This window comes from Modestobacter sp. I12A-02662 (assembly GCF_041028325.1).
Classification (GTDB): Bacteria; Actinomycetota; Actinomycetes; order Mycobacteriales; family Geodermatophilaceae; genus Modestobacter.
On sequence record NZ_JABGDE010000006.1, the window covers coordinates 79,326 to 105,148 of the forward strand.

The window sequence follows — 25,823 nt, forward strand, 5'->3', positions numbered from 1 at the left end:
GGCGTCAGGATTCCACGACGGCGGGCTCGGGCTCCCGGGCGGGCTGGTCGGCCGTGGTGTCGGCGGCGCGGTCCTCGTCGTCCTCACCGGGCTCGGGCACCCGGCAGACCAGGATGGTGTCGATCTGGTTGCGCCGCCCGCCGGTGCTCTCCGCGACCAGCCGCAGCCCGCCGACCTCCGCCGCCGAGCCCTCGATCGGCACCATGCCGATCTCCCGGGCCAGCAGGCCGCCGACGGTCTCGACGCCGTCGTCGTCGGGCAGCTCGACCTTGAACAGGTCGGCGAGGTCCTCGACCGGCAGCCGCGCGGTGATCCGCACCGAGCCGTCGGGCAGCTCCTCGATCGGCGGGCGCTGCACAGCGTCGTGCTCGTCGGCGATCTCCCCGACGATCTCCTCGAGGATGTCCTCGATCGTCACCAGGCCGGCGAAACCGCCGTACTCGTCGACGACGACGGCCATGTGCGTGCGCGAGGCCTGCATCTCCCGCAGCAGCTCGTCGACCGGCTTGGACTCCGGGACGAACACCGCCGGGCGCATCAGCTCCTCCACCTTCGGCCCCTGCGCGCCGGCGACCGAGGCGCCCTGGGACCGGCGCACGAGGTCCTTCATGAAGACGATGCCGATGATGTCGTCGACGTTGTCCCCGACGACCGGGATGCGGCTGAAACCGCTGCGCAGGGACAGCGCGAGCGCCTGCCGCAGGGTCTTGCCGCGCTCGATCCAGACGACGTCCGGCCGCGGCACCATCACCTCGCGGGCGATGGTGTCGCCGAGCTCGAAGACGCCGTGGATCATGTTGCGCTCGCCGGACTCCACGACGCCGCGCTCCTCGGCCATGTCGACCAGCTCGCGCAGCTCGACCTCGCTGCTGAACGGGCCGTCGCGGTAGCCGCGCCCGGGGGTGATCGCGTTGCCGATGAGGATCAGCAGCGTGGCGATCGGCCCGAGCAGCCGCCCCAGCAGCCGGATCAGGCCGGCGGCGCCCAGCGCGATGCCGTAGGCGTGCTGGCGGCCGAGCGTGCGCGGGCCGACCCCGACCAGCACGTAGCTGACCACGGTCATCACCGCGATCGCGGCGACGACGCCGGCGGCCAGCCCGTCCAGGACCACGTAGAAGACCAGCGCCACCAGCACCGCGGCGGCGGTCTCGCAGGCGATCCGCAGCAGCAGGAGCAGCGCGATGTGCCGGGAGCGCTCGGTCATCACCTCGGCCAGCGCGTCGGCGCGCTTGACGCCGTCCCGGCGCAGCTCGTCCACCCGCGCCTTGGACAGCCGCTGCAGCGCCGCGTCGAGCGCGCCGAAGAGGCCGGCCAGCGGCACCAGGCAGACGGCGATCACCAGCAGGACGATCGCGGTCGGGCTCATCGTGCCCTCGGATCCGGCTTCTCGACGGTGACCGGCTCGCCGGTCACGAGCTCGCGGGGGGTGGAGCGCCAGCCCTCGAGCAGCTTCTGCTGCAGGGCGAACATCTCCTTCTCCTCGTCGGACTCCATGTGGTCGTAGCCGAGCAGGTGCAGCACGCCGTGGGTGGCGAGCAGCAGCAGTTCGTCGGCCATCGAGTGGCCGGCCGCCCGGGCCTGCCGGACCGCGACCGTGGGACACAGCACGACGTCCCCGAGCAGCGCCGGGCCCGGGTCGGGGTCGTCGGGCCGGGCGGTGTCCAGCTCGTCCATCGGGAAGGCCAGCACGTCGGTGGGGCCCTTCTCGCCCATCCACCGCTCGTGCAGGCTCGCCATGTAGTCGACGTCGACGCACAGCACCGACAGCTCGGCCAGCGGGCTGACCTCCAACGCGTCGAGCACGTAGCGGCAGATGCCGGCCAGCGCCTGCTCGTCGACAGCGATCTCGGACTCGTTGGCGACCTCGACGGGCACGCCGCTCAACTCCCCTGCTGCCGGGCGGCCGGCCGGCCGGGACGGGCCGGCCGGGCGGGGGTCTGCGGGCCGGGCTGGCGCGCGGTGTCCCACCGCTCGTAGGCGTCGACGATGTCCCCGACCAGCCGGTGGCGGACGACGTCGGTGCTGGTGAGCTGGGCGAAGTGCACGTCGTCGATGCCCTGCAGGATGTCGCGCACGATCCGCAGCCCGCTCTGCGCGCCGCCGGGCAGGTCGACCTGGGTGACGTCACCGGTGACGACCATCTTCGAGCCGAAGCCGAGCCGGGTGAGGAACATCTTCATCTGCTCGGCGGTGGTGTTCTGCGCCTCGTCGAGGATCACGAACGCATCGTTGAGCGTGCGGCCACGCATGTAGGCGAGCGGCGCGACCTCGATCGTGCCCGACTGCATCAGCCGCGGGATCGACTCGGGGTCGACCATGTCGTGCAACGCGTCGTACAGCGGGCGCAGGTAGGGGTCGATCTTCTCCGACAGCGTGCCGGGCAGGTAGCCCAGCCGCTCGCCGGCCTCCACCGCGGGACGGGTCAGGATGATCCGGTTGACCTGCTTGGTCTGCAGCGCCTGCACGGCCTTGGCCATGGCCAGGTAGGTCTTGCCGGTGCCGGCCGGGCCGATCCCGAACACCACGGTGTTCTCGTCGATCGCGTCGACGTAGTGCTTCTGGTTCAGCGTCTTGGGCCGGATCGTGCGGCCGCGGCGGCTGATGATGTCGAGGCTGAGCACCTCGGCGGGGCGCTCGCTGCCACCGGCCTTGAGCATGGCCATGACGCGGCGCACGGAGTCCGGCCGGAGCTGCTGGCCGGTCGCCAGCAGCGCGATCAGCTCGTCGAAGACGCGGACGGCGAAGGCGTTGTCGGCCGGCTGCCCGGTGATGGCGATCTCGTTGCCCCGGACGTGCACGTCGGCGGCGAGCTCGCTCTCGAGCAGGCGCAGCAACTCGTCCCCGGAGCCCAGCAGGGCGACCATCGAGACGGATTCGGGAACGGTGATGGCGGTGCGGACGGCGGCCGGTGCGGCCGGCGCCTCGGCGGCGTCGCTGTCGGCTGCCGCCGCGCGGGCGGAGAGCTCACGCGCGCTGACGGGGCCGGTCGGGACGGCGTCCGGTGAGGTGTCGGGCAAGAACGCTCGACCCTGCCTTCCTGCTACGGGGCTGTGACCCGAGCGAGTCTACCCGCGCGCGGCACCTCCGAATCCGGCTCGACCCGACGGGGTGACCGGACGTCCGGGCTGCTCAGCCGGGTGGCCAGGTCATCCCGCGGCCGCCCAGCACGTGCAGGTGCACGTGGTGCACGCTCTGCCCGGCCTGCGGCCCGCTGTTGGTGACCAGCCGCCAGCCCGGCTCCGGTGAGTCCGCCGTCCCGAGGCCCTCCTGCTCGGCGACCGCCTGCGCGGCGCCGAGGAGCTCCGCGGCGAGCTGGGGGTCGGCGGCGGCGACGGCGCCGACGGTGGCGTGGTGCTCCTTGGGGATCACCAGCACGTGGGTGGGCGCCTGGGGGTTGACGTCCCGGAACGCGAGGGTGCGGTCGGTCTCCCGGACGACGTCGGGCGCGATCTCGCCGGAGACCATGCGGCAGAACAGGCAGTCGCTCACCCGGCCGACCCTAGGGCAGCGCGGCCGCTACCAGCGGGTGCGGACGCTCAGCGCGGCCAGCGCGGCCGCGCCGGCGGTGGAGGTCCGGAGCACCTCACCGCCGAGCCGCACGGAGCGGGCGCCGGCGGCCCGGAAGGCCACCACCTCGCCGTCGGTGAGCCCGCCCTCGGGCCCGACGATGACCGCGATCGTGCCGGTCGCGGGCACCTCGACCCGGGTGAACGGGTCACGGGCCTGCTCGTGCAGCACCAGGGCCAGGTCGACGTCGGCGAGCATCCCGCACACCTGGCGGGTGCTCATCGGCCCGGTCACCTCGGGCACCCGGGGCCGGCGGGCCTGCTTGCTCGCGGCCCGCGCGGCGGCCCGCCACCTGGCCAGGCCCTTGTCGACGCGGTCCTCGCGCCAGCGGGTGACGCAGCGGGCCGCCGTCCACGGCACCACCCGGTCGACGCCGAGCTCGGTGGCCAGGTCGACGGCGAGCGGACCGCGGTCGCCCTTCGGGAGCGCCTGCACGAGCACGAACTCCGGGTCGGGTGCGGGCACGTGGTGCCGGGCGAGCACCTGCACCTGCAGCTCGCCCGCGGCGGCGGCCGCGACCGTGCCCTCGACCAGCAGCCCGCGGCCGTCGCCGACCCGGACGCGCTCGCCGACCGTCAGCCGCAGCACGTCGGCCGCGTGCCGCCCCTCCGCGCCGCCCACGGTGACCACGTCCCCGTCGGGCAGCTCGTCGAGCAGGAACAGCGGGGCACCGTCCAGCTCCGGGGCGGGAGCTCCGGGCTGGGTCACTTGAACGCGTCGCGGACCCGGGAGAAGAGCCCACCCTGCGGCGCGCCGCTGCCGACCGGGAGCTCCTCCCCGCGCAGGCTCGCCAGCTCGCGGAGCAGCTCCTGCTGGCGCTCGTCGAGCCGGGTGGGGGTCTGGACGTCGATGTGCACCAGCAGGTTGCCGCGGCCGGTCGCGCGCAGCCGGGGAGCGCCGTGCGCGCGGAGGGTGAGCACGCTGCCGGACTGGGTGCCGGGCTTGATGTCGAGGTCCTCGTTGCCGTCGAGCGTCTCGAGCTTGAGCGTGGTGCCCAGCGCGGCCGCGGTCATCGGCAGCATGACCCGGCAGTGCAGGTCCTCGCCGTCCCGGGTGAACACCGGGTGCGGCCGCTCGTGCACCTCGACGTACAGGTCGCCGGCCGGGCCACCACCGGGGCCGACCTCGCCGTGGCCGGCCAGCCGGATCCGCATGCCGTCCTCGACGCCGGCGGGGATCTTCACCGGGATGGTGCGGCGGGTGCGCACCCGGCCCTCGCCGGCGCACTTCGGGCACGGGTCGGGGATGACCTGGCCGGTGCCCGAGCAGGTCGGGCAGGGGCGGCTGGCGATGACCTGGCCCAGGAACGAGCGCTGCACGCTCTGCACCTCGCCCCGACCGTTGCAGGTGGAGCAGGTGGTCGGGTGGGTGCCCGGCGCCGTCCCGGCCCCGGTGCAGGAGTCGCAGAGCACGGCGGTGTCGACGGTGATGTCCGTCGTCGTCCCGAAGACCGTCTCGGCGAGGTCCAGCTCGACCCGGATGAGCGCGTCGCCACCCTCCCGGACGCGGCTGCGCGGCCCGCGGGCCGTCGCGCCGCCGAAGAAGGCGTCCATGATGTCGCCGAGCCCGCCGAACCCGGCCCCGGCGCCGAAGGGGCTGCCGCCGGCGCGGGCGCCGTTGTCGTACGGATCGCCGCCGAGGTCGACGATGCGGCGCTTCTCCGGGTCGGTCAGCGCCTCGTAGGCGCGGCTGACCTGCTGGAACCTCTCCTTGGCCCCGGGGTCGGGGTTGACGTCCGGGTGCAGGTCGCGCGCCAGCCGGCGGTAGGCCTTCTTGATGTCGGAGTCGGTGGCACCCGGGGCCAGGCCCAGCGCGCCGTAGTAGTCGGTCGCCATGCGGTGTTCGTCCTCAGCTCTCGGCCAGCAGGTGGCCGACGTAGCGGGCCACGGCTCGTACCGCGGCCATGTTCCCTGCGTAGTCCATGCGCGTGGGGCCCACGACGCCCAGGCCGCCGAGGGCCTGGTCGCCGGAGCCGTACCCGACGGTCACCACCGACGCGCTGGAGAGCGCCTCGTGCTCGTTCTCGCCGCCGATGTGCACCGTCACCTGGCTCGGCCCCACCTCAGCCATCAACCGCAGGACGACCACCTGTTCTTCCAGGGCCTCCAGCAGCGGGCGCATCGTCCCGGGGAAGTCGAGGGCGCCGGACCGGGCCAGGTTCGCCGTCCCGCCGATGACCAGCCGGTCCTCGGAGGGCTCGACCAGGGTCTCCAGCAGCGTCGCGCTCACCGCGGCGACCAGGGGCCGCAGGTGCGGCGGCGCCTGGTCCACCAGGTCACCGACCTCGACGCTGGCCTCGGCGAGCTTCTTGCCGGTGAACGCGGCGTTGAGCAGGGTGCGCAGCTCGGCGACCGTGTCCGCCTCCGCGTCCCCGTGGACCTCGACGACCCGCTGCTCGACCCGGCCGGTGTCGGTGATCAGCACGACCAGCAGCCGGCTGGGCGTCAGCGGCACGAGCTCCAGGTGCCGGACGGCGCTGCGCGACAAGGTGGGGTACTGGACGACGGCGACCTGCCGGGTCAGCTGCGCGAGCAGCCGGACCGTGCGGCCCAGGACGTCGTGCAGGTCGACGGCGCCGTCGAGGAACTTCTCGATCGCCCTGCGCTCGGCCGCCGACAGCGGCTTGACCGTGGACAGGCGGTCGACGAAGAAGCGGTAGCCCTTGTCGGTGGGCACCCGGCCGGCGCTGGTGTGCGGCTGGGTGATGTACCCCTCCTCCTCCAGCACCGCCATGTCGTTGCGGATGGTCGCCGGCGAGACGCCCAGGTCGTACCGGGCCGCCAGCGCCTTGCTCCCCACCGGGTCGTTGGTGGAGACGTAGTCCTGGACGATCGCCCTCAGCACCCGCAGGCGCCGGTCGTCGTGCGCCACGGCTTGACACCTCCCGTACCGGTCGACGCGCCGCACCCGGTCGGCCAGGACACCGTCCTGGCACTCGCGCGGACAGAGTGCCAGCATACGACCGGCGGCACCCGCCGTCCTCCGGCTCGCCCCGGAGGCAGCGCCGGGGCACCCACTAGGGTGGGGGACGGTCGGTGGACCCCGACGACGGGGGTCCCGGGGAACGGAGGACCAGCCCTGATCTTCAAGGCGGTGCGGGACGGCAAGCCGTATCCCGACCACGGTTTCTCCACCCGCGACTGGGCGGTGATCCCGCCCCGGCAGATCCGGCTCGACACGCTGGTCACGACCAAGCGCGAGCTGGCCCTGGACATGCTGCTCGCCGACGACTCCACCTTCTACGGGGACCTGTTCCCCCACGCGGTGCAGTGGCAGGGCGAGATGTACCTGGAGGACGGCCTCCACCGCGCCCTGCGCGCGGCCCTGCAGCAGCGCAACGTCATCCACGTGCGGGTGCTCGACCTCGACGCCCTCCTGTCGGCGTCCGGGCGGGACGGCACCGCGGAGGCACCTCCGCCCCCCGACGAGCTGGCCGACGTCGCGGCCCCCTGGGGCACCGGGCCCTGGAGCGCCTCCCGCGGAACGGCGCTGAACCTGGACGACCCCCGCTAGAGCCAGCCCTTCTCCTCCGCCACCCGGGCGGCCTCCACCCGGGTGCGGGCGCCGGTCTTGCCGATCGCCGAGGACAGGTAGTTCCGCACCGTCCCCTCCGACAGGAACAGCCGCCCGGCGATGTCGGCGACCGTCGCGCCGTCCGCCGCGGCCCGCAGGACGTCGGCCTCCCGCGCGGACAGCGGCGTCGCGCCCTGCGCCAGCGCCGCCGCGGCCAGGTCCCGGTCGATCACCCGCTCCCCCGCCATGACCGCGCGGATCGCCCGGGCCAGCTCGGCGACCGGGGAGTCCTTGACCAGGAAGCCGGCGGCGCCGACCTCCATGGCCCGGCGCAGGAAACCGGGCCGGCCGAAGGTGGTCAGCACGACGGCGCGCACCGAGGGCACGGCCTCGGCCAGGTCGCGGGCCGCCTCGATGCCGTCCTGGCCGGGCATCTCGATGTCCAGCAGCGCGACGTCGGGCCGGTGCTCCCGGGCGGCCGGGACGACGAGGTCCCCGCGGCCCACCTCCGCGACGACCTCGATGTCGTCCTCGAGGTCCAGCAGCGCCCGCAGCGCCCCGCGCACCAGGGTCTGGTCCTCGGCCAGCAGCACCCTGATCACCGGGCCACCGCCACCGCCGGCTGCAGCGGCACCCGCGCCTGCAGCCGGTACCCACCCTGGTCCAGCGGGCCGGCATGCAGCTCACCGCCCAGCGCGGTCAGCCGCTCCCGCAGCCCGGCCAGGCCGGACCCGGCACCCAGCACGGTGACCCGCTGCCCGGTCCCGGCGCCGTCGTCGGTCACGGTGAGGACCGCCTGCACGCCGTCCTCGGCCAGCTCGACGGTGACCGACCCCGCCCCGCTGTGCCGCAGCACGTTCGTCGTGGCCTCGCGCACCACCCAGCCCAGCGCCGCGTCGACGGTGCCCGGCAGCGACGGCACCCGGTCGGGCAGCCGCACGGCGACCCCCGCCCCGCCGAGCGCGGACCGCGCCTCGGCCAGCGCCTGCGCGCAGCTCACCTGGCGGTAGCCGCTGACCGCGTCGCGCACCTCGGCCAGTGCCCGGCGGGCGGCGTCCTCCACGTCGGCCATCTCGGCCGCGGCGCGGGCCGGGTCCCGCTCGGCCAACCGGCGGGCGAGCTCGCTCTTCAGCGCGATCAGCGACAGCGAGTGCCCGAGCAGGTCGTGCAGGTCCCGGGCGAAGCGCAGCCGCTCCTGGGCCACGGCGTTGCTCGCGAGCTCCTCGCGCGCCTCCTCCAGCTCCCGGTTCACGGTGATCAGGTAGCGGGTGCCGCGCAGGGCGAAGGCGGTGAGCGGGCAGAGCACAGGGAGCACGAACATCCCCCACTCCCCGGCCGCGGCCAGCACCCCGGCGGAGACCGAGGTGGCGGCCAGCACTGTGAGCAACATCCAGCGTCCGGGCAGCACGCTGGCCGCGGCCGCGGAGAGGTAGATCATCAGGCCGGCCCAGCTCGGGCCGAAGCCGACCGTCAGGGCCATCCCCAGGACGACGAGGCCGACGACGTCCCAGGGCGGCGTCGTGCGGACCGTGAAGTCGGACATCACCCGCAGGTAGACGGCGGTGAAGACCACGAGCCCGGCCGCGCCCAGCAGCCGCAGCCAGACCGGCCGGTCGGTCCCCACCAGGTCGAGCACCGGGAAGGCCTGGAACAGCAGCCACGGCAGGGCCACGAGCATGCTCTGCCGCAGGTGCCCCGGGGTGTCCACGTCCGGGACGCTATCGCTCGGCGACATCGATCCGGGTCAGCCGGCCATCGCGTGCAGCGGGCGCCGCCGGCCGACCGCGAGCGCCAGGACGGCGAAGGTCAGCCCGTACCCGGCCACGGCGACCAGCGAGACCACCGCGGGCGCGCCGCCGGCGACGACGTCGCGGCCCAGCTGCGCGTACTGGTAGCTGGGCATGGCCCGGGCGACGGCGGCGAGCCCGTCGGGGAAGACCGCGACCGGCACCCACAGGCCGCCGAGCGCCGCCAGCACGGTGCTGAGGATGCCGATGGCCCCGCCGGCGGCCTGCTCGTCGAGCGCCAGCCCCAGCGCCAGGCCGAGCGCGACGAACACCGCAGCGCCGACCCACAGCACGCCGACCAGCGCGACCCAGGTGCCCAGCCCCAGCTGCACGTCGTTGACGAACCGGCCGACCAGGGCGACGACCACCAGGCTGGGCAGCACGAGCAGCGCGCCCACCAGGACGTCGACGGCGAGCACCGCACCGGGCGGGAAGGGGGTGACCCGCAGCTGCCGCAGCCAGCCGGACCGCCGGTCGAAGGCCAGCCGGATCGTCGCGCCGAGCGCGGCGCCCAGCGCGCCGTACGCCATCATCGAGACCAGGTAGCCGCGGGCCCACTCCTGGTACTGGGCCGAGCTCCCGGCCTGCGCGCCGAAGACCTTCGTGAAGAAGACCGTGAACAGCGCGGGCAGCAGCACGGTGAAGAACAGGTACTGCTTGTTGCGCCCCACGCGGCGCAGCTGGAAGAGCAGCAGGTCGGTCATCGCAGGGCTCCGGTCTCGGGGCGGGTGTCCAGCAGGCGCAGGAAGGCCTGCTCGAGCGTGGCGCCGCGGACCTCGAGGTCCGGCAGCAGGTCGCGGGTGGCGAGCAGCCCGCGGAGGGTGGCCTCGACGTCGGCGGTGGCGAGCTCGACCAGGTCGCCGAGGGCGGTCACCCCGGTGACGCCGGGCAACGCGACCAGCTCGTCGCGGGGGCCGGGGCAGGTGAAGCGGACGGTGCGCCCGTCGATGCGCCGCTTGATCTCGGCGGCGGAGCCGTCCGCGACGATCCGGCCGCCGGCGACGACGACCACCCGGTCGGCGACGGCGTCGGCCTCGTCGAGGTGGTGGGTGGCGAAGACGACGGTGTGCCCGCGGTCGGCCAGGCCGCGCATGGTCGCCCAGAAGGCCTGCCGCCCCTCGACGTCCATCGCGGACGTCGGCTCGTCGAGCAGGAGCAGCGGCGGGGCACCGGCGAGGGCGACGGCGAGCAGGACGCGCTGGCGCTGACCCCCGGACAGCGCGTCGACCCGCCGGTCGAGCAGCCCGTCGATGCCGGTGGTGGCCGCCAGGTCCGCCAGCGGCCAGGGCGCGGCGTACCGGCGGCCGACCAGCCGCAGCACCTCCCCGACCCGCGTCTCGCTGGGCAGCCCGCCGTGCTGCAGCATCGCGCCGACACCGCCGTCCCGGATGGCCGCCCCGGGCTCCCGGCCGAGCACCTCCACCCGGCCGGCGGCCGGGCGGAACAGGCCGAGCGCGGCGTTGACCGTCGAGGACTTGCCGGCGCCGTTGGGACCGAGCAGGGCCACGGTCTGGCCACGGGGGATGTGCAGGTCGATCCCGTCGACGGCCACGGCGGAGCCGTACCGGACGGTCAGCCCCTCGATGTCGAGGGCGGGGGTGTCGAGCATGCGATCACCCTGGCCGCCGGGGGTTCGCCGGCGGCAGTGCGGAACGTCGTCAGCTCGGTCTGACAGATGTCAGACCCGCCCTCAGTCGGTCAGGTCGCGGATGACGGCGTCGGCGAGGAGCCGGCCGCGGTCGGTGAGGACGGCGAGCCCGGCGGCGTGCGGCCCGGGCTCCAGCAGCCCGCGGACGACGGACTCCGCGGCCCGCAGGCGCCCGGCCTCGCTCAGCGCCGCCAGCGGGAGCCCGTCCCGCAGCCGGAGGCCGAGCATGACCCGCTCGAGGGCCTGGTCGGCGGCGCTCAGCCGCTCGGTGTCGGACGCCGGGTGCAGCCCCGCGGCGAGCCGGTCGGCGTAGGCGGCGGGGTGCTTGACGTTCCACCAGCGCACGCCGCCGACGTGCGAGTGCGCGCCCGGGCCGATCCCCCACCAGTTGGCGTTGGCCCAGTACAGCTCGTTGTGACGGCACCGGGCGGCGCGGTCCCGGGCCCAGTTGGAGACCTCGTACCAGCCCAGCCCGGCGGCACGCAGCGCCCGGTCGGCCTGCTCGTAGCGGTCGGCGAGGACGTCGTCGTCCGGCATCGGCAGCTCGCCGCGCGCGACCCGGCGGGCCAGCCGGGTGCCGTGCTCGACGATGAGCGCGTAGGCGCTGACGTGGTCCACGGGCGCGGCGAGGACGGCGTCGAGCGAGCGGGACCAGTCGGCCTCGGTCTCCCCGGGCGCGCCGTAGATCAGGTCCAGGTTGACGTGCTCGAACCCGGCGGCGCGGGCCTCCAGCGCGGCCTGCACCGCCCGGCCCGGGGTGTGCCGGCGGTCGAGGACGGCGAGCACGTGCTCCGCCGCGGACTGCATGCCCAGGCTGATCCGGGTGAACCCGCCCGCCCGCAGCGTGTCCAGGGACTGCGGCGTGACCGACTCGGGGTTCGCCTCGGTGGTCACCTCGACGTCGCCGACCACGGGGAACAGCTCGCGGACGGCCTCCATCACCGCGACGAGGTCGCTCGCCGGCAGCAGGGTGGGGGTGCCGCCGCCGACGAACACGGTCCGCACGGTGGGCAGGTCCGGCCCGAGCACCTCGGCGGCCAGCCGCAGCTCCGCCACCGCGGTGCCGGCGTACTCGCTGCGGTTGGCACCGGGACCCAGCTCGTCGGAGGTGTAGGTGTTGAAGTCGCAGTAGCCGCACCGGGTGGCGCAGAAGGGCACGTGCACGTACAGCCCGAACGGGGTCGTCGGCAGACCGGCACGGGCGGTCCCGGGGAGCATCGACCGGTCGGCCGGGAGCACCGGGTCGCCGGCCCGGGCGCCGCCGATCAGGGGCAGGGTGGTGGTCATCTGCCCTCCAGTGTGCGCCCTGGGCGGCCGACGGCAGGATGCCCTGGTGTGACGTCCACTGCGAACGAGGACCAGGCGCTGCGGGTCGAGACCACGGGCGGCACCGCCCGGTTGACCCTCGACTCCCCCGCCAACCGCAACGCGCTGTCCCGCGCCATGCGGGGCCAGCTGCGTGCGGCGCTCACCGGTGCGCTGGCCGACGACGCCGTCCGGGTGGTCGTGCTGGACCACACCGGGCGGGTCTTCTGCTCGGGCATGGACCTCGCCGAGGCCACCGGCGGGTCGGCGGCCGAGCAGGGGGTGAACGAGTTCCCCGAGCTGCTGCGGCTGGTGTGGTCCGCGCCCAAGCCGGTGCTCGCGGTCGTCCGGGGACCGGCCCGGGCGGGTGGGGTGGGGCTGGCCGCCGCCTGCGACGTGGTGGTGGCCGGGAGCTCGGCGACGTTCGCGTTCACCGAGGTGCGGATCGGCGTCGTCCCCGCCGTGATCTCCGCGGTGTGCCGGCCGCGGATGCTGCCGCACGCGGTCCACCGGCTGATGCTCACCGGGGAGGTGTTCGACGCCGCGACGGCGGCCGCCGGCGGGCTGGTCGACCTGGTGGTGCCGGACGACGAGGTGGACACCACCGTGACGGCCCAGGTGCGGGCACTGGCCGCGGGCGCGCCGGCCGCGCTGGCCGAGACCAAGCGGCTGCTGCGGGCGGGCACCGACCTGGCCGGGCAGTTCCCGTCGCTGCTGGAGCTCTCGGCCCGCTTCTTCGCCTCGCCGGAGGGACAGGAGGGGATCGCCGCCTTCCGCGAGAAGCGCCCGGCCCGCTGGGTCCCCGCCGAATGACCTCCTCGCGGACGCTCGTGCTCTGAGTCGCCGGTGCACTCAGAGCACGAGCGTCGGAGCGAGTCCTTGCCGTCGGGCGGCGCCGACCGCATCCTCACGGCATGACCGACGTCCCGGACGATCCGCGCGCACGGTTCCGCGAGCTGCCCGAGCGGGTCCGGCCGGACGAGCTGGTCGAGACCACCGACGCCGACCGCCCGGTCGTCGTCGAGACCCAGCTCGAGACCGACTGGCGGCTGGCCCTGCTGGGCCCCGGCACCCCCTGATCGTCAGCGCAGCCGGCGGGTGTTGTCCGGGAGGCGCACGGTCACCCCGCGCGCGTCGAGCCACTCGGCCAGCGGGACGGCGACCCGCCGGCTGGTCTCCCAGGCCTGACGCGCCTGGCTGAGCGTGAACGGCTGCGGCAGCCCGGCCAGCCGCCGGCGCGCCTCCTCGGCCACCCCGGGTGCCAGGTAGACCCCGTCGGCGATCCGCACCAGCTGCTCCTCGCGCACCGCCGCCGCCAGCTCCCGCGCGCCGAGCCCGGCCGCCACGAGGTCACCGGCCGCCGGAGCCGCGAACGGCGCGTCGGCCAGCCGCGTCCGGATCCCGTCGACCGCCCGCTGCACCGCGGGTGGCAGCCCGGCCGCGGCGGCCACGACGCGGCCGTCGCGCAACGCGAGCGGCGGCCGGACGACCACCGCGAGCAGCTCGGGACCGGGCAGGTCCAGCTCGCGCCGCACCACCTCTGCCGGCGGCCCGGGCTCCAGCGGGTGCGCCGCCCGGTGCGCGGCGACGACGCCGGGCACCCGTCGCGCCACCTCGGTCAGCACCCCCGGCGCGACCAGCCAGGGGCCGACGGCGGGCACGTCCACCGGCACCGGCCAGCCCATCGCCACCCAGTCGGCGCGGCGGACGAACCGGCGGCGCGCCAGCTCGGCCCGGGCCCCGGCCTCCCCGGGCGGCTGCTCGGCCAGTTCCCTCCCGCGGGTGCGGGCGGCGCCGCGGCGGCGCAGCTCGGGCGGGTCGACGTCCCGCACGTCCGCGCCGTGCACCCGGCGCGCGCCCGGGTCGCGCAGCAGCAGCCGGTCCGCCACCCGCAGCGGCAGCGGTGCGGCCAGCCGCAGGCGCAGCGCCGCCCCGCCCAGCGGGCGCACCCGGGCGGCGACGGTCGCCGAGCCGACGTGCACGACCAGCTCGGCGGGCAGCCGGTCATCGGTGCCCGCGACGAGGGTGACGTCGACGTCGGTGGCCTGCCGGAAGGCATCCGGGGTGAGCAGGGCGTCGCCGCGGGAGATCTCCTCCACGGCCACCCCGCGCAGGTTGAGCGCCACCCGCGCCGTCGCGGAGGCGGCGTCCACGGGCGCGCCCAGCGACTGCAGCCCGCGCACGGTCACCTCGCGGCCGCCCAGGACGAACCGGTCGCCGGGGCGCACGGTCCCGGCGGCGAGGGTCCCGGTCACGACGGTGCCGGCGCCGCGGATGGTGAAGGCCCGGTCCACCCAGAGCCGCACGGCGGCCGTCGCGTCGGGGGCGGGCAGCCCCGCGAGCACCTGCTCCAGCGCGGCCGCCAGCTCGGCGGTCCCCTCGCCCGTGCGGGCGCTCACCGGGACGGCGGGGAGCCGGCCCAGCGAGGTGCCGGCCAGCCGCTCGGTCGCGTCCGCGAGCACCGGCGCGGGATCGGCGAGGTCGGCCTTGGTCACCGCGAGCAGCCCGTGCCGCACACCGAGGGCGTCCAGCACGGCGACGTGCTCGGCGGTCTGCGCCGACCAGCCGTCGTCGGCGGCGACCACGACCAGCGCCGCGGGGACCGAGCCCACCCCCGCCAGCATGTTGCCGACGAACCGCTCGTGCCCGGGCACGTCGACGACCGCGAGGCGCCGACCCGAGGGCAGCGTCGTCCAGGCGAAGCCGAGGTCGATGGTGAGCCCCCGCCGGCGCTCCTCCTCCCAGCGGTCCGGCTCCATCCCGGTCAGGGCCTTCACCAGCGTGGACTTGCCGTGGTCGACGTGCCCGGCGGTGGCGATCACGTCCACCGGCGGGCCACCTCCAGCACCGCGGCGATCAGCCGCACGTCGTCCGTGGGCGGCAGGCTGCGCAGGTCCAGCAGCGTCCGGTCGTCGGCCACGTACCCGACCACGGGGACGGGGCCCCGGCGGAGCGGTTCGGCGAAGGCCGCGGGGAGCGCCACCGCCACGCTCGGCAGCTCGAACTCGGGCGCTCCCCCGCCACCGACCCGCGCCGTGGCGCCGACGACCAGGGCGTCCACCCCGGCGGCCACGACGGTCCTGGCGACGAGTTGCGCACGCGTCCGCAGCTCGGCCAGGTCGGCCTCGAGCATCGCCCGCACCGGCGGCACCGGGCCGCGGAGCGTGGCCTCCAGCGCCGCCAGCGTGGTCTTGTCCACCCGCAGCGCGCGGTACAGCGGATGGCGGCGCAGCCGCTGCACGAGGTCGGCGCGGCCCAGGACGATCCCCGCCTGCGGGCCGCCCAGCAGCTTGTCGCCGCTGGCGAGCACCAGGTCCGCGCCCTCGGTCAGCGTGCTCTGCAGGTCCGGCTCGTCGGGCAGCAGCGGGTGCGGCGCGAGCAGGCCGCTGCCCACGTCGGCGACCAGCGGCACCCCGGTCCCGGCCAGCGCGCCCGCCAGCTCGGCCACCCGCACCGCCCGGGTGAAGCCGCGGACGACGAAGTTCGACGGGTGCACCTTGAGCACGGCGCCGGTGCCCGGGCCGAGGGCGTCGGTGTAGTCGGCGAGGGTGACCCGGTTCGTCGTCCCCACCTCGCGCAGCCGCGCGCCCGTGGCGACCAGCAGGTCGGGGATCCGGAAGCCGTCCCCGATCTCCACCAGCTCGCCGCGGGCGAGGACCAGCTCGCGGCCCTGCCCGAGCGCGGTGGCCACCAGGGCCAGCGCGGCGGCGCAGTTGTTCACCACCAGGGCGGCCTCGGCGGCGGGCACGGCGGCCAGCAGCGCGGCCAGCGCACCCTCGCCGCGGGTCCCGCGCCGCCCGGTGCCGAGGTCGAGCTCCACGTCGGTGGTGCCGCTGGCGGCGACGACGGCGTCGACCGCGGCCGGCGACAGCGGCGCCCGCCCGAGGTTGGTGTGCACCAGGACGCCGGTCGCGTTGAGCACCGGCCGCAGGCTGCCGGCGGTGGCGGGCAGGCCGGCGAGCACCGCCGGGACGACGTCCTCCGGAGCGAGCCCGCCGTTCCGCACCTGCTGCTGCGCGCCCTGCACGAGGGACTTCACCAGCTCCCGGCCCAGCCGCTCCGCGGCGGCGGCGACCCGCGGCTCGGCCAGCACGGCATCGGTCCGCGGGACCAGGCGGCGGGGGTCTCCGGTCATGATCGCCCAGCGTAGGTCGCCGGTGCGGAGCCGGCCGCGAGGCCGGCTCCGCACGACGGCTGGCGGAGACGGACGGGAATCGAACCCGCCTGACCGAGCTGCTCGGCCACGTCGGCTTTAGAGGCCGCGGAGGCCACCAGGCACCCTGACGTCTCCGCGGCCGAGCCTACGCAGGCCCCGTCACAGGTTCGGCTCGACGTCCCGGGTGTAGATCGTCTCCAGCGTCGTCTTCAGCGCGTCGAGCTCGGCCTGCACGTCCGCCTGCGAGGTCAGGATGTTCGCGCAGGTCTTGGCCATCTCCTGGTCCGCGCCGGGCAGGAACACCCGGGCGTAGTCCTGCGTCCGGGTCGCCTCGAGCTGGTCCAGCGCCACCTGCACCTGCGGGGCCGCCGCGACGATCGCGGCGGTGTCGGCGGACTTCCGCACCGGCATGTAGCCGGTGGCCTGCGAGAAGGTGACCGTGTTCTCCGGCGAGGTCAGGAACTTGACGAAGGTGGCCGCGGCGAGCTGGTTCTCCGGGGCGATGTCCTTCGGGATGCCGACGCCGGCGCCGCCGGTCGGGCAGACCGGCGAGGTCTCCACCGGGCCGCCGGGCAGCGGGCCGGCCCCGACCTCGAAGGTGGCGGCCTTGAGGATGCCGACCAGGCTGCCGGTCGAGGCGATGGTCGCGCTGGCCGCGCCCGCGGTGAGGTCGTTGACCGAGTCGCTGCTGGCCACCCCCGCCCAGGCGTCCTTGTAGACGGAGTCCTGCAGGAACTGGATGGCCGCCACCGACTCCGGCGAGTTGCAGGTGATGTCGAAGGACTCCTTCGCCGACCAGCCACCACCCCAGCCCCACAGCACGTTCTGGAAGCTCCAGCCCGCGTAGCCGGCCAGCGCCGGGTGCTGGAAGGCGCGCTGGGTGCCCACTCCGGCCGCCTGCAGCCTGGGCGCCCACTCGGTGAACTCCGCCCACGTCTCCGGGGCGCGGTCGGGCAGGCCGGCGGCCGCCCAGTGGGCCTTGTTCCAGTAGAACAGCGGCGTGGAGCGCGCCCACGGGATCGCCCACTGGGCGTCGTCGTAGGTGTAGTCGGCCCACAGGCCCTCGCGGTAGTCGTCCTTCTCGATGCCGACCGCCTCGACCAGCCCGTCCAGCGGGATGATCGAGTCGAGCATCTTGTACCGGAACCACCACACGTCGGAGAAGACGATGAGGTCCGGCAGGTCGCCACCGGCCTGGGCGGCCTGGAACTTCTGCGCGATCTCCTCGTAGTTCGCCCCCGCCGTGACCAGGGTGACCTTGATGTCGGGCTGCGACGCGTGGAACGCGTCGATCAGCTGCTGGGTCACCGCCTGGGACGAGCCCGGGTTGCTGGACCAGAAGGTGATCTCGCTGGCCGGGGTGACCGAGGACCAGTCGGTCTCGTCGGTCGGGGCGGCCGCGCCGCCCCCACCGGACGTGCTGGGACCGCCGCAGGCGGCGATCGCGGCGGCGGACAGCCCCAGGCCGGCCAGCCCGAGGAAGCGGCGGCGATCGAGCGCGGTGCGGGTGAGCGAGGGGGGCAGCTGCGGGGGCATGGGTGGACCTCCTGGTCGAGCGGGTGGGAGCGGGGTGGAGCGTGGGCGGGGGTCAGTCCTTGACGGCGCCCTGGGTCAGCCCGGAGACGATGTAGCGCTGGAACGCGGTGAAGACGACGAGGACCGGGACGATCACCAGCACCGTGCCGGCCATCACCAGGCCGTAGCCGTCGGCGCCGCTCTCGCTGTTCTGCAGCAGGGTCAGGCCGACGGGGAGGGTCATCATGTTCGGGTCCGAGACGATGACCAGCGGCCACAGGTACTCGTTCCACTCGAAGACGATGCTGACCAGGGCGACGGTCGCGATCGCCGGCGTCGAGATGGGCACGACGATCCGGGTGAGCCGCTTCCAGTGGCTGGCACCGTCGATCTCCGCGGCCTCCAGGATCGAGGCCGGCAGGGTGAGGAACTGCTGCCGCAGCAGGAAGGTCCCGAACCCGGTGGCCAGGCCCGGCAGGATGATCCCCCAGTAGGTGTCGGCCCCGCCCAGGCCCGTGATCAGCACGTAGTTGGGCAGCAGGGAGACCTGCGGCGGCACCATCAGCGTGGCCAGCACCAGCGCGAAGATGATCTTCTTGCCGGGGAACCGGACGAAGACCAGCGCGTAGGCGGTGAGCACGGCGAGCGCCACCTTGATCCCGGCGCCGATGGCGGTGACCAGGACCGAGTTGAAGAACAGCCGTCCGAACGGCACCTTCTCCGCGGCCTCGGTGTAGTTGGTCGGCGCGAAGGACTCCGGCAGCACGCTCGGGGTCTGGGTGAGCAGCTCCCCCGGGCCCTTGAAGGACGCCAGGATCATCCACAGCAACGGCAGGACCACGACCAGCGTCGCGAGGACGATGGGCACGTACCCGGTGGCGATCGTGGCGACCAGGTTCTGCCGGGACAGCGGTCCGTTGCGGCGCGCCTGCACCGGCGCCCGCTCGGCGACGGCGGTCACCGGTAGTGCACCCGTCGCTCGAGGACGATCAACTGGAAGACCGTCAGCAGCACCAGCAGCCCGAACAGCACGGTGGAGACGGTCGCCGAGTAGCCGGCCCGGTTGGAGCCGCCGAAGGCCTGCAGGTACGCCTCGTAGATCAGCGTCGTGGTGCCCCGGCCCAGCGGGTTCATGATCCGCAGGATGTCGAAGGCCTGCAGCGAGTTGAGGATGCTCGTGACCAGCAGGAAGAACGTCGTCGGCGAGAGCAGCGGCAGCACGATCGAGAAGAAGGTGCGCCGGGAGTTCGCGCCGTCGATCGAGGCGGCCTCGAGGAGGTCCCGGTCGATCGACTGCAGCCCCGCCAGGTAGATCACCGCGGCGAAGCCCAGGTTCTTCCAGATGTAGACGATGATCACCATGACCAGGCTCAGCGTCGGGTCGTTGAACCACTGGGGGCTCGACGCGCCGACGAGCCGCAGCAGGTAGCCCAGGACGCCGACCACCGGGTCGAAGATGAACAGCCAGACCAGGCCCACGCCGACCCCGGAGAGGACGAACGGCGAGAAGACCGCCGCCCGGGCGAATCCGACGCCGCGGACCCGCTTGTTCAGCGCGAGCGCCACCAGCAGGCCGAGGACCATCGACCCGCCGACCGTGGCGACGGTGAACACCGCGGTGGTCACCAGCACGCCGCGGGTCCCCGGCGAGGTGAAGAACTCCACGTAGTTGCCGAGCCCGACCGGCGTGGCCACCGGCGAACCGAGCGTCCAGTTCAGCGTCGAGTAGTAGATGTTCGAGAACAGAGGCCGGTAGGTGAACAGGGCGATGAGCAGCAGGTTCGGCGCCGCGAAGGCCAGGAACACCAGGTAGTCGCGCCGGTTGCGCCGCGAGAACCGGCTGCGGCGGCGGGGCGCGGCCGCACGGGCGGGGGACGTCGGCGGGAGCGCCCGGGGGGCTTCCGTCGTCGTCACGGGCAACACCACCGTGGCACGGGCACGCCGACCAACTCCCTTCGGGGCGGCCGCCCCGAACCGGTCGGCCACCGAGCAGACTGCGGGCCCAGTGCTTCCTGCGGGCCACCGCGAGGTGACGCGGAGCGTAACGTCCCGCAACCGTCCCCGTTCACCGGTCCGCAACACGGTTTCGCAACGACGACCAGGCAGGACGCCGCTGCGGCCCGCCGCGACGGGGCTCTAACCTCGCGGCGTGACCACTGCTCCCGCCACCGTCCGGCTCACCCAGTACGCCCACGGCGGTGGCTGCGCCTGCAAGATCCCGCCCGGGGAGCTCGAGGCCGTCGTCGCCGGGCTGACCGGCGGCGGGCCGGTCGACCCGGCCACCCGGCTGGTGGTCGGGCTGGACGACGGGGACGACGCCGCCGTCGTCGAACTGCCCGGCGGCCAGGGGCTGGTGCTCACGACCGACTTCTTCACCCCGGTCGTCGACGACGCCTACGACTTCGGCCGGATCGCCGCCGCGAACGCCCTCTCCGACGTCTACGCGATGGGCGGCACCCCGGTGGTCGCGGTGAACCTGCTCGGCTGGCCCCGCGACGTGCTGCCCGCCGAGCTCGCCGCGGACGTGCTGCGCGGCGGTCTCGAGGTGGCCCAGCAGGCCGGCTGCCACGTCGGCGGGGGGCACTCGATCGACGATCCCGAGCCCAAGTACGGCATGGCGGTGACCGGGCTGGTCGACCTCGCGCGGCTGATCCGCAACGACGCGGCGGTCGCCGGCACCCCGCTGTCGCTGACCAAGCCGCTGGGCGTGGGGGTGCTCAACAACCGGATGAAGAGCACCGGCGAGGTGTCCGCGGAGGCGCTCGCGTCGATGACCACGCTGAACGCGGAGGCGTCGCGAGCGGCGCTGGCCGCCGGGATCCGGGCGGGCACCGACGTCACCGGGTTCGGCCTGCTCGGCCACCTGTACAAGATGGCCCGGGCCAGTGGCGTGACCGCGGTGGTCGACGCCGCCGCCGTCCCCTACCTCGCCGGGGCGCGGGAGGCGCTGGCCGCCGGGTTCGTCTCCGGCGGCACCCGGCGCAACCTGGACTGGGTGCGGCCGCACGCCGACCTGTCGGCGGTCGGTGAGGACGAGGCACTGCTGCTGGCCGACGCGCAGACCTCCGGGGGGCTGCTGCTCGGCGGGGAGGTGCCCGGGGCACCGGTGATCGGGGAGTTCGTCCCGCGCCAGGAGCACGTCGTCGTCGTCCGTACGTGATCGGGATCGAGTACGGGGACTTCCTCCCGATCACGTACACGTCGCCGGGCTGCCTGCCCTTCGTTACGTTGCCTGCATGCTCGCTGCCTTCGTCTCGAAGCCCGCCCCGGACGATCCGCTGTCGGTGCTGGAGGTCGGTGACCGCCCGGAGCCCGAGGTGCCCGAGGGCTGGACGACGGTGCAGGTCCGGGCCGCCTCGCTCAACCAGCACGACCTCTTCAGCCTGCGCGGGGTCGGGCTGCCGGTCGAGCGGATGCCGATGGTCCTGGGGACCGACGCGGCCGGCCTGGACGCCGACGGCAACGAGGTCGTCGTCCACGGGGTGGTCGCCAGCCCCGGCTGGACCGGCGACGAGACGCTGGACCCGAAGCGGACGCTGTTCTCCGAGCTGTACCAGGGCACGTTCGCCGACCGGGTCGCGGTGCCGCGGCGCAACCTGCTGCCCAAGCCCGCCGAGCTGTCCTTCGCCGAGGCCGCCTGCCTGCCCACCGCGTGGCTGACCGCCTACCGGATGCTGTTCGTGAAGTCGGGCCTGCGCCCGGGGTCGACCATCCTGGTGCAGGGCGCCAGCGGCGGCGTCGCGACGGCGCTGATCCGGCTGGCCAGCACCGCCGGCTACCGGGTGTGGGTGACCGGCCGCAGCGAGGAGAAGCGGGCGGCGGCCCTGGCGCTCGGTGCCGACCAGGCGTTCGAGCCCGGTGCGCGGCTGCCCGAGCGGGTCGACGGCGTGATGGAGAGCGTCGGCAAGGTGACCTGGTCGCACAGCATCAAGTCGCTGCGCCCGGGCGGGGTCGTGGTCACCTGCGGCGCCACCACCGGCTACGACCCCGGCGCGGAGCTCAACCGCGTCTTCTTCACCCAGCTGTCGGTGATCGGCTCGACGATGGGCACCCGCGGGGAGCTCGAGGACCTGATCGAGATGTGCCGGGTCACGGGCGTCCGTCCCGAGATCGACGTCGAGCTGCCGCTGGCGCAGGCGCGGGACGGCTTCGAGCGGATGCTGGAGGGCCGGACGGCCGGGAAGATCGTCTTCAGCCTGTGAGCGGACAGGGGCGTGGGCATCGCAGCGAGGAACGAGCGAGGAGCGGAGCGCCCCGCGGGAGCGAACCGGACAGCGCTGCGGGTGGGGAGCCGGTGAGCGCGGTCGAGCGGGTGGTCGCGGCGCTGCGCGCCGGGGGCGTGGACGCCGAGGTGCGCCGGTTCGACGAGCCGGTGCCCACGGCTGCCGCCGCCGCGCGGGTCCTCGGCTGCGACGTCGGCGCGATCGCCAACAGCCTGGTGTTCGACGCCGACGGTGCTCCCCTGCTCGTGCTCGCCAGCGGCGCGCACCGCGTCGACACCGGCACGGTGGCCGCGCTCGTCGGCGCGGCGCGCGTCCGGCGGGCGGCGCCGGAGTTCGTGCTCGCGGCGACCGGCCAGGAGGTCGGCGGGGTCGCCCCCGTCGGCCACCCGTCCCCGTTGCGCGCCGTCGTCGACGTCGACCTGGCCGCGCACCCGGTGCTGTGGGCCGGCGGCGGTGACCACCACACGATGATCGCGGTGACCTACACCGACCTGGTGCGGGTCACCGGCGGCCTGGAGGCCGCAGTCGCCTGAACGGAGGACCGCTGTGATCGCCCGGATCTGGCGCGGTTGGGTCCGCGCCGCGGACCGCGACGCCTACGTCGACTACATCGAGGCCACCGGGATGGCGGAGTACCGCCGGACGCCCGGCAACCAGGGTGCCTGGATGCTCACCCGCGACCTCGACGACGGGCGGACGGAGATCGTCACCTTCAGCCTGTGGGAGTCGTTCGAGGCGATCCGCGCGTTCGCCGGCGACCACGTCGAGCAGGCCGTGTTCTACCCGGAGGACGAGCGGTACCTCGTCGACCGGGAGACCACGGTGAGCCACTTCGACGTGGCGTCCGGCGCCGTCACACGCTGACGGTCGCGCCGGGGAGGATCAGGCCGCGCGGCTCGAACTCCTCCACCGTCGACTCGACGGGTGGTTGCCCGGCCGCCATCCGGGCGACGACCGGCTGGACGAGCTCGGCGTCGTAGCGGAGGTACTGCTCCTTGGACTCCCAGAGCTCCACGATCTGGAAGCCGCGGGCCGTCGCCCGGCCGAGGTGCAGCAGCAGCCCCTCGACGGGGCCCGTCGCCCGGCGCGTGATCTCGGCGTGCATCGCCTCGTACGCCTCGATCGGCGCCGGGACGTCCATGACGAACCCGTAGGTCATGGCGGACTCCGCTCAGGTCTGCGTCCCCGGTCCGGCGGTCCCGCCGGACCGGGGGCTGACGCTAGTCGGTGTCCCGGGTCCAGCGGCCAGGGGTCAGCACGCCGTCCGGGTCGTAGGTGGCCACGATCCCGGCGAGCCGCCGCCGGGTCGCCTCGTCGTAGGCCCGCCGGGCGGACCGTGCGTCGTGCACCGGGCCGAAGTTGGGCCACACGGTGCCGGTGTCCCAGTCGGCGAGGGCGCTGAACACCGCCTCGGCGTGCCCCGGGGCCGCCGGGTCCGGCGCCATGCCGACGACGAGCAGGCTGTAGCGGGCGTCGCGGTGGTCGAAGGCGTTGGGGTGCTCGGCCTCGCGGGCGTACGCCCCGCCCAGCTGGCGCACCTCGACCAGGACCTGCGGTGACCCCGAGCCGGGGCCGGCGACGGCGAGCAGCAGCTCGGCCGCCTCGGCCGGGAAGTCGCGGAGCAGGATCGCCGGGTCGATCACCGGCATCGGGTCCACCGGGTCGGCGTGCACCGAGTCGACGGCGGTGTACGGCTTGAGCGCGGCGTCGTCCAGGACCACCGGGGCCACCGCGCGCAGCTGGTCGAGCAGCCGCGCGCCCTCCGCCGGGTCGCCGGTCCACAGGAACCGGACACCGAGGGTCATCCGCCCGGCCAGCGGCGGCGGCACGAACTCCAGCGGTGGCAGCTGGAAGATCACGAAGGACGTCGTCCCCTGCTCCGGCAGGGTCGCCGACCAGTGCCGCCATGCCTCGACCACCCGGGCGGTGTCCGCGCCGTCGAAGTAGATCGCGCCGCCGTAGAAGGTGGACATGCGCAGCAGGTCGAACTCGACGGCGGTGACGATGCCGGTCGTGCCCTTCCCCCCGCGCAGCGCCCAGAACAGGTCGGGGTGCTCGGTGGGGGTCACCCGGCGCAGCACGCCGTCGCCGGTGACGACGTCGAACGCGCGGACCCGGTCGGCGGCCAGGCCGTACGTCCGCGCCATCGGGCCGACGCCGCCGCCGGTGGTGTAGCCCACGACGCCGACGTCGCTGGAGGACCCGTTGAGCGGGGCGAGCCCGAGCGGGGCCGCGGCCTCGATCACCCGCAGCCACTTCACGCCGGCGCCCACCCGGGCCCAGCCCTCCGGGTGCACGGTCAGCTCGTCCAGGCCCTTCGTGGAGATCAGCAGGTCCCCGGTGATACCGCGGACGGCGCCGTGGCCGGTGGCCTGGACGCCGACGCCCAGCCCGAAGGCGCCGGCGAAGCGCACCGCGGTGGCGACGTCCTGCCCGGTCCGTGCGTCGACCACGGCGGCCGGCTGCACGGGTACGGCGAGGTTCCACGGCGAGACGAGCGGGCCGTACCCGGGGTCGTCGGGCGTGTGCACCGAGCCGGTCAGGACGGCGTCGAGCACGTCGAACGGGGCGTCGACGGCGGTGGTCTCGTCGACGGCGGTGTCGAGGAGTGCGGTCACGGGATCCTCCAGGTCCGGGGCGACGTCCGGATGACGTCTGGAGGAACCGTGCCGCCGGGGCCTTGGCGGGCTCTTGAGCCGTCCTTGACGGCCGACCTCAAGCCAGCGGGTGCGGCGCGACGAACAGGCCGCGGGGGTCCACGCTGTGCCGGATCGCCGACAGCCGGGCGTGCACCCCGGGCGGGAACACCTTCCGGGTGTCGACCGGCTCGTCGAGCATCGGCGGGTAGTGCCGCCCGGTCGCCCACGGCTCCAGCGCGGAGAGGAAGCGGGCCGCGGCGGCGCGCTGCTGCGGCCAGTCCTCCGGCCCGCCCTCCAGGCCCAGGCCGAGGGCGAGGAAGGCGCCGTCCAGGTAGGACAGCGCGCCGCCGTCCGGGTCCGGCCGGGACAGCACGCCACCGAGCTGGCGCAGCTCGGCGGCGGCCAGGCGGGTGCCCGAGCCGGGGCCCACGGCGTCGATGACCGCGCCGATCGCGGCGTCGGGCAGGCCGCCGACGAGCGTGCTGCTGGCGTAGGCCGGCGTCGGCCCCTCGGGGTCGAGGTGCAGCCGGGCGAGCGACGCGGCCGCCACCCGGGTGACGGTGTCGATCTCCGGGGCGAGCGCCCGCAGCGGGGCGAGCACGTCCGCGGCGGAGCGGTCGTCACCCAGGACGGCGCCGTCCACCATCGCCAGCCGCCGCCCGCGCAGGTGCGCGGGGAACTCCTCCCCCGACGGCACCTCCAGCAGCCGGAAGGCGGTGGTCGCCTCCTCCGGCGCGTCGGCGCACCACGCCACCCAGGCCGGCAGCACCCGCTCGACGGCGGTCCAGTCCCAGGCCAGGAAGCCCGCGACCACGGTGTCGAGGGGGAACAGGTCGAACTCCAGCGCGGTCACGACGCCCAGCGGGGCCGCCCCGCCGCGCAGCGCCCAGAACAGGTCGGCGTCGTCGTCGGCGGTGGCCCGGACGAAGGTGCCGTCGGCGAGCACCAGCTCCACGGCGGTGACCGCGTTGCACTGCAGCCCGAGCCGGCGCGCGTACCAGCCGATGCCCCCGCCGAGCGAGTAGCCGACGACGCCGACGTCCGGGGACGACGGGTGCCGGGCGGCCAGCCCGGCCCGCCCAGCGGCGTCGGTGAGGTCCCCCCACAGCACGCCCGCGCCGACCCGGGCGCTGCGCCGCTCGACGTCCACCGCGAGCTCGCTCATCGCCGAGGTGCGCAGCAGCACGGCCTCGGTCAGGTGGCCGTGCAGGGGCGGCGCGCCGTGCCCGGTCCCCTGCGGCGCCACCGACAGCCCGGCCGCGCACGCCGTGCGCAGGACGTCGGCCACCTCGTCCGGGAACGCCGGGTAGACCACCGCGGCGGGGTGGTCGGACATCTGCAGGTTCCACGGTGATCGGGCCATGTCGTATGCCGGGTCACCGGGCAGGTGCACCGATCCCCCGCACAGCCCACGCAGGCCCTCCGCCCGGATGCGGGCGGGGAGCGGTGTCTGCTGCTGCGTCACGGTCA

General features: G+C 75.0%; 26 protein-coding genes, 1 tRNA gene and 1 pseudogene. 7 read left to right on the forward strand and 21 right to left on the reverse strand.

Annotated features, from left to right (window positions below; genetic code table 11):
• Nucleotides 1–4: 4 nt before the first annotated feature.
• From HL189_RS09920 to hrcA, 7 genes are all read right to left on the reverse strand, one after another.
• On the reverse strand, nt 5–1,366 hold the full coding sequence (locus HL189_RS09920) for a hemolysin family protein (protein ID WP_369133533.1): 1,362 nt from the start codon (nt 1,364–1,366) through the stop codon (nt 5–7).
• Nucleotides 1,363–1,875 (reverse strand): rRNA maturation RNase YbeY, encoded by a 513-nt coding sequence (ybeY, locus tag HL189_RS09925; RefSeq protein ID WP_369133534.1) that lies wholly within the window; start codon nt 1,873–1,875, stop codon nt 1,363–1,365. The genes HL189_RS09920 and ybeY overlap by 4 nt, the downstream gene beginning before the upstream one ends.
• 5 nt (nt 1,876–1,880) lie before the next feature.
• Nucleotides 1,881–3,017: a PhoH family protein gene (locus tag HL189_RS09930; protein WP_369133535.1), complete on the reverse strand. Its 1,137-nt coding sequence runs from the start codon at nt 3,015–3,017 to the stop codon at nt 1,881–1,883.
• 112 nt (nt 3,018–3,129) lie between these two features.
• Complete coding sequence (locus HL189_RS09935; RefSeq protein WP_369133536.1) at nt 3,130–3,489, reverse strand: histidine triad nucleotide-binding protein; 360 nt, start codon at nt 3,487–3,489, stop codon at nt 3,130–3,132.
• A gap of 27 nt (nt 3,490–3,516) precedes the next feature.
• Nucleotides 3,517–4,275 carry a 16S rRNA (uracil(1498)-N(3))-methyltransferase gene (locus HL189_RS09940; RefSeq protein WP_369133537.1) on the reverse strand — a complete coding sequence of 253 codons (759 nt, stop codon included), beginning with the start codon at nt 4,273–4,275 and terminating at the stop codon, nt 3,517–3,519.
• Entirely contained in the window at nt 4,272–5,402 is a 1,131-nt protein-coding gene (gene dnaJ / locus HL189_RS09945) for a molecular chaperone DnaJ (RefSeq protein ID WP_369133538.1), read from the reverse strand. The genes HL189_RS09940 and dnaJ overlap by 4 nt, the downstream gene beginning before the upstream one ends.
• Nucleotides 5,403–5,415: 13 nt before the next feature.
• Nucleotides 5,416–6,438 carry a heat-inducible transcriptional repressor HrcA gene (gene hrcA, locus HL189_RS09950; RefSeq protein WP_369133539.1) on the reverse strand — a complete coding sequence of 341 codons (1,023 nt, stop codon included), beginning with the start codon at nt 6,436–6,438 and terminating at the stop codon, nt 5,416–5,418.
• Nucleotides 6,439–6,645: 207 nt separating this feature from the next.
• Here hrcA and HL189_RS09955 point away from each other — a divergent pair.
• A pseudogene (locus HL189_RS09955) lies at nt 6,646–6,936 on the forward strand (type II toxin-antitoxin system VapB family antitoxin); the annotation flags it as partial.
• A gap of 140 nt (nt 6,937–7,076) precedes the next feature.
• Here HL189_RS09955 and HL189_RS09960 read toward each other — a convergent pair.
• The 5 genes from HL189_RS09960 to hemW form a co-directional block, all read right to left on the reverse strand.
• Nucleotides 7,077–7,682 carry a DNA-binding response regulator gene (locus HL189_RS09960; RefSeq protein WP_369133540.1) on the reverse strand — a complete coding sequence of 202 codons (606 nt, stop codon included), beginning with the start codon at nt 7,680–7,682 and terminating at the stop codon, nt 7,077–7,079.
• Nucleotides 7,679–8,788: a sensor histidine kinase gene (locus HL189_RS09965; RefSeq protein WP_369133541.1), complete on the reverse strand. Its 1,110-nt coding sequence runs from the start codon at nt 8,786–8,788 to the stop codon at nt 7,679–7,681. Before HL189_RS09965 ends, HL189_RS09960 begins: the two co-directional genes overlap by 4 nt.
• 36 nt (nt 8,789–8,824) lie before the next feature.
• Entirely contained in the window at nt 8,825–9,571 is a 747-nt protein-coding gene (locus tag HL189_RS09970) for an ABC transporter permease (RefSeq protein WP_369133542.1), read from the reverse strand.
• Nucleotides 9,568–10,476, reverse strand: coding sequence for an ATP-binding cassette domain-containing protein (locus HL189_RS09975; RefSeq protein WP_369133543.1), 909 nt, complete (start codon nt 10,474–10,476; stop codon nt 9,568–9,570). The genes HL189_RS09970 and HL189_RS09975 overlap by 4 nt, the downstream gene beginning before the upstream one ends.
• An 81-nt stretch (nt 10,477–10,557) precedes the next feature.
• The gene (gene hemW / locus HL189_RS09980; protein ID WP_369133544.1) at nt 10,558–11,802 is read right to left on the reverse strand and encodes a radical SAM family heme chaperone HemW; all 1,245 of its coding nucleotides are present in this window, start codon (nt 11,800–11,802) and stop codon (nt 10,558–10,560) included.
• A gap of 48 nt (nt 11,803–11,850) precedes the next feature.
• Between hemW and HL189_RS09985 the strand changes: the two genes are divergently transcribed.
• Together HL189_RS09985 and HL189_RS09990 are read left to right on the forward strand one after the other, a co-directional pair.
• Nucleotides 11,851–12,633, forward strand: a complete 783-nt coding sequence (locus HL189_RS09985; RefSeq protein WP_369133545.1) for an enoyl-CoA hydratase-related protein — start codon at nt 11,851–11,853, stop codon at nt 12,631–12,633.
• A gap of 101 nt (nt 12,634–12,734) precedes the next feature.
• A complete protein-coding gene (locus HL189_RS09990; protein WP_369133546.1) occupies nt 12,735–12,899 on the forward strand; it encodes a hypothetical protein in 165 nt (54 codons plus the stop codon).
• Nucleotides 12,900–12,902: 3 nt separating this feature from the next.
• Here the strand turns inward: HL189_RS09990 and selB are convergent, their stop codons facing one another.
• The 6 genes from selB to HL189_RS10020 all read right to left on the reverse strand — a co-directional run bounded on the left by selB (nt 12,903) and on the right by HL189_RS10020 (nt 19,405).
• Entirely contained in the window at nt 12,903–14,648 is a 1,746-nt protein-coding gene (selB, locus tag HL189_RS09995; protein ID WP_369133547.1) for a selenocysteine-specific translation elongation factor, read from the reverse strand.
• Nucleotides 14,639–15,955 (reverse strand): L-seryl-tRNA(Sec) selenium transferase, encoded by a 1,317-nt coding sequence (selA, locus tag HL189_RS10000; RefSeq protein WP_369133548.1) that lies wholly within the window; start codon nt 15,953–15,955, stop codon nt 14,639–14,641. The genes selB and selA overlap by 10 nt, the downstream gene beginning before the upstream one ends.
• Before the next feature lie 60 nt (nt 15,956–16,015).
• Nucleotides 16,016–16,111, reverse strand: a tRNA-OTHER gene (locus HL189_RS10005).
• Between the two features lie 24 nt (nt 16,112–16,135).
• The gene (locus HL189_RS10010; protein WP_369133549.1) at nt 16,136–17,512 is read right to left on the reverse strand and encodes an ABC transporter substrate-binding protein; all 1,377 of its coding nucleotides are present in this window, start codon (nt 17,510–17,512) and stop codon (nt 16,136–16,138) included.
• 52 nt (nt 17,513–17,564) lie between these two features.
• Nucleotides 17,565–18,452: a carbohydrate ABC transporter permease gene (locus tag HL189_RS10015; protein WP_369133550.1), complete on the reverse strand. Its 888-nt coding sequence runs from the start codon at nt 18,450–18,452 to the stop codon at nt 17,565–17,567.
• The gene (locus tag HL189_RS10020; RefSeq protein ID WP_369133551.1) at nt 18,449–19,405 is read right to left on the reverse strand and encodes a carbohydrate ABC transporter permease; all 957 of its coding nucleotides are present in this window, start codon (nt 19,403–19,405) and stop codon (nt 18,449–18,451) included. The genes HL189_RS10015 and HL189_RS10020 overlap by 4 nt, the downstream gene beginning before the upstream one ends.
• 235 nt (nt 19,406–19,640) lie before the next feature.
• Here HL189_RS10020 and selD point away from each other — a divergent pair, with 235 nt between their 5' ends.
• From selD to HL189_RS10040, 4 genes are all read left to right on the forward strand, one after another.
• Nucleotides 19,641–20,651, forward strand: coding sequence for a selenide, water dikinase SelD (gene selD, locus HL189_RS10025; protein WP_369133552.1), 1,011 nt, complete (start codon nt 19,641–19,643; stop codon nt 20,649–20,651).
• Between the two features lie 76 nt (nt 20,652–20,727).
• Nucleotides 20,728–21,693 (forward strand): zinc-binding dehydrogenase, encoded by a 966-nt coding sequence (locus HL189_RS10030; protein ID WP_369133553.1) that lies wholly within the window; start codon nt 20,728–20,730, stop codon nt 21,691–21,693.
• A gap of 92 nt (nt 21,694–21,785) precedes the next feature.
• A complete protein-coding gene (locus tag HL189_RS10035; protein WP_369133554.1) occupies nt 21,786–22,247 on the forward strand; it encodes a YbaK/EbsC family protein in 462 nt (153 codons plus the stop codon).
• A 13-nt stretch (nt 22,248–22,260) separates the two neighbouring features.
• Nucleotides 22,261–22,578: an antibiotic biosynthesis monooxygenase gene (locus HL189_RS10040; protein WP_369133555.1), complete on the forward strand. Its 318-nt coding sequence runs from the start codon at nt 22,261–22,263 to the stop codon at nt 22,576–22,578.
• On the opposite strand, the gene HL189_RS10045 is transcribed toward HL189_RS10040, so the two are convergent.
• From HL189_RS10045 to HL189_RS10055, 3 genes are all read right to left on the reverse strand, one after another.
• Nucleotides 22,568–22,873 (reverse strand): hypothetical protein, encoded by a 306-nt coding sequence (locus HL189_RS10045; protein ID WP_369133556.1) that lies wholly within the window; start codon nt 22,871–22,873, stop codon nt 22,568–22,570. The two genes, HL189_RS10040 and HL189_RS10045, sit on opposite strands and share 11 nt — an antisense overlap.
• Nucleotides 22,874–22,934: 61 nt before the next feature.
• The gene (locus HL189_RS10050; RefSeq protein ID WP_369133557.1) at nt 22,935–24,332 is read right to left on the reverse strand and encodes an FAD-binding oxidoreductase; all 1,398 of its coding nucleotides are present in this window, start codon (nt 24,330–24,332) and stop codon (nt 22,935–22,937) included.
• Nucleotides 24,333–24,429: 97 nt separating this feature from the next.
• Nucleotides 24,430–25,818, reverse strand: a complete 1,389-nt coding sequence (locus tag HL189_RS10055) for an FAD-binding oxidoreductase (RefSeq protein WP_369133558.1) — start codon at nt 25,816–25,818, stop codon at nt 24,430–24,432.
• Nucleotides 25,819–25,823 lie beyond the last annotated feature (5 nt).

Coding starts and splice junctions, on each gene's coding strand:
- HL189_RS10010 (WP_369133549.1), bottom strand. CDS start 17,512: ATGCCCCCGCAGCTGCCCCCCTCGCTCACCCGCACCGCGCTCGATCGC.
- HL189_RS10045 (WP_369133556.1), bottom strand. CDS start 22,873: ATGACCTACGGGTTCGTCATGGACGTCCCGGCGCCGATCGAGGCGTAC.
- HL189_RS09970 (WP_369133542.1), bottom strand. CDS start 9,571: ATGACCGACCTGCTGCTCTTCCAGCTGCGCCGCGTGGGGCGCAACAAG.
- selA (WP_369133548.1), bottom strand. CDS start 15,955: ATGACCGGAGACCCCCGCCGCCTGGTCCCGCGGACCGATGCCGTGCTG.
- HL189_RS09975 (WP_369133543.1), bottom strand. CDS start 10,476: ATGCTCGACACCCCCGCCCTCGACATCGAGGGGCTGACCGTCCGGTAC.
- HL189_RS10030 (WP_369133553.1), top strand. CDS start 20,728: ATGCTCGCTGCCTTCGTCTCGAAGCCCGCCCCGGACGATCCGCTGTCG.
- HL189_RS09990 (WP_369133546.1), top strand. CDS start 12,735: ATGACCGACGTCCCGGACGATCCGCGCGCACGGTTCCGCGAGCTGCCC.
- hemW (WP_369133544.1), bottom strand. CDS start 11,802: ATGACCACCACCCTGCCCCTGATCGGCGGCGCCCGGGCCGGCGACCCG.
- dnaJ (WP_369133538.1), bottom strand. CDS start 5,402: ATGGCGACCGACTACTACGGCGCGCTGGGCCTGGCCCCGGGTGCCACC.
- HL189_RS09920 (WP_369133533.1), bottom strand. CDS start 1,366: ATGAGCCCGACCGCGATCGTCCTGCTGGTGATCGCCGTCTGCCTGGTG.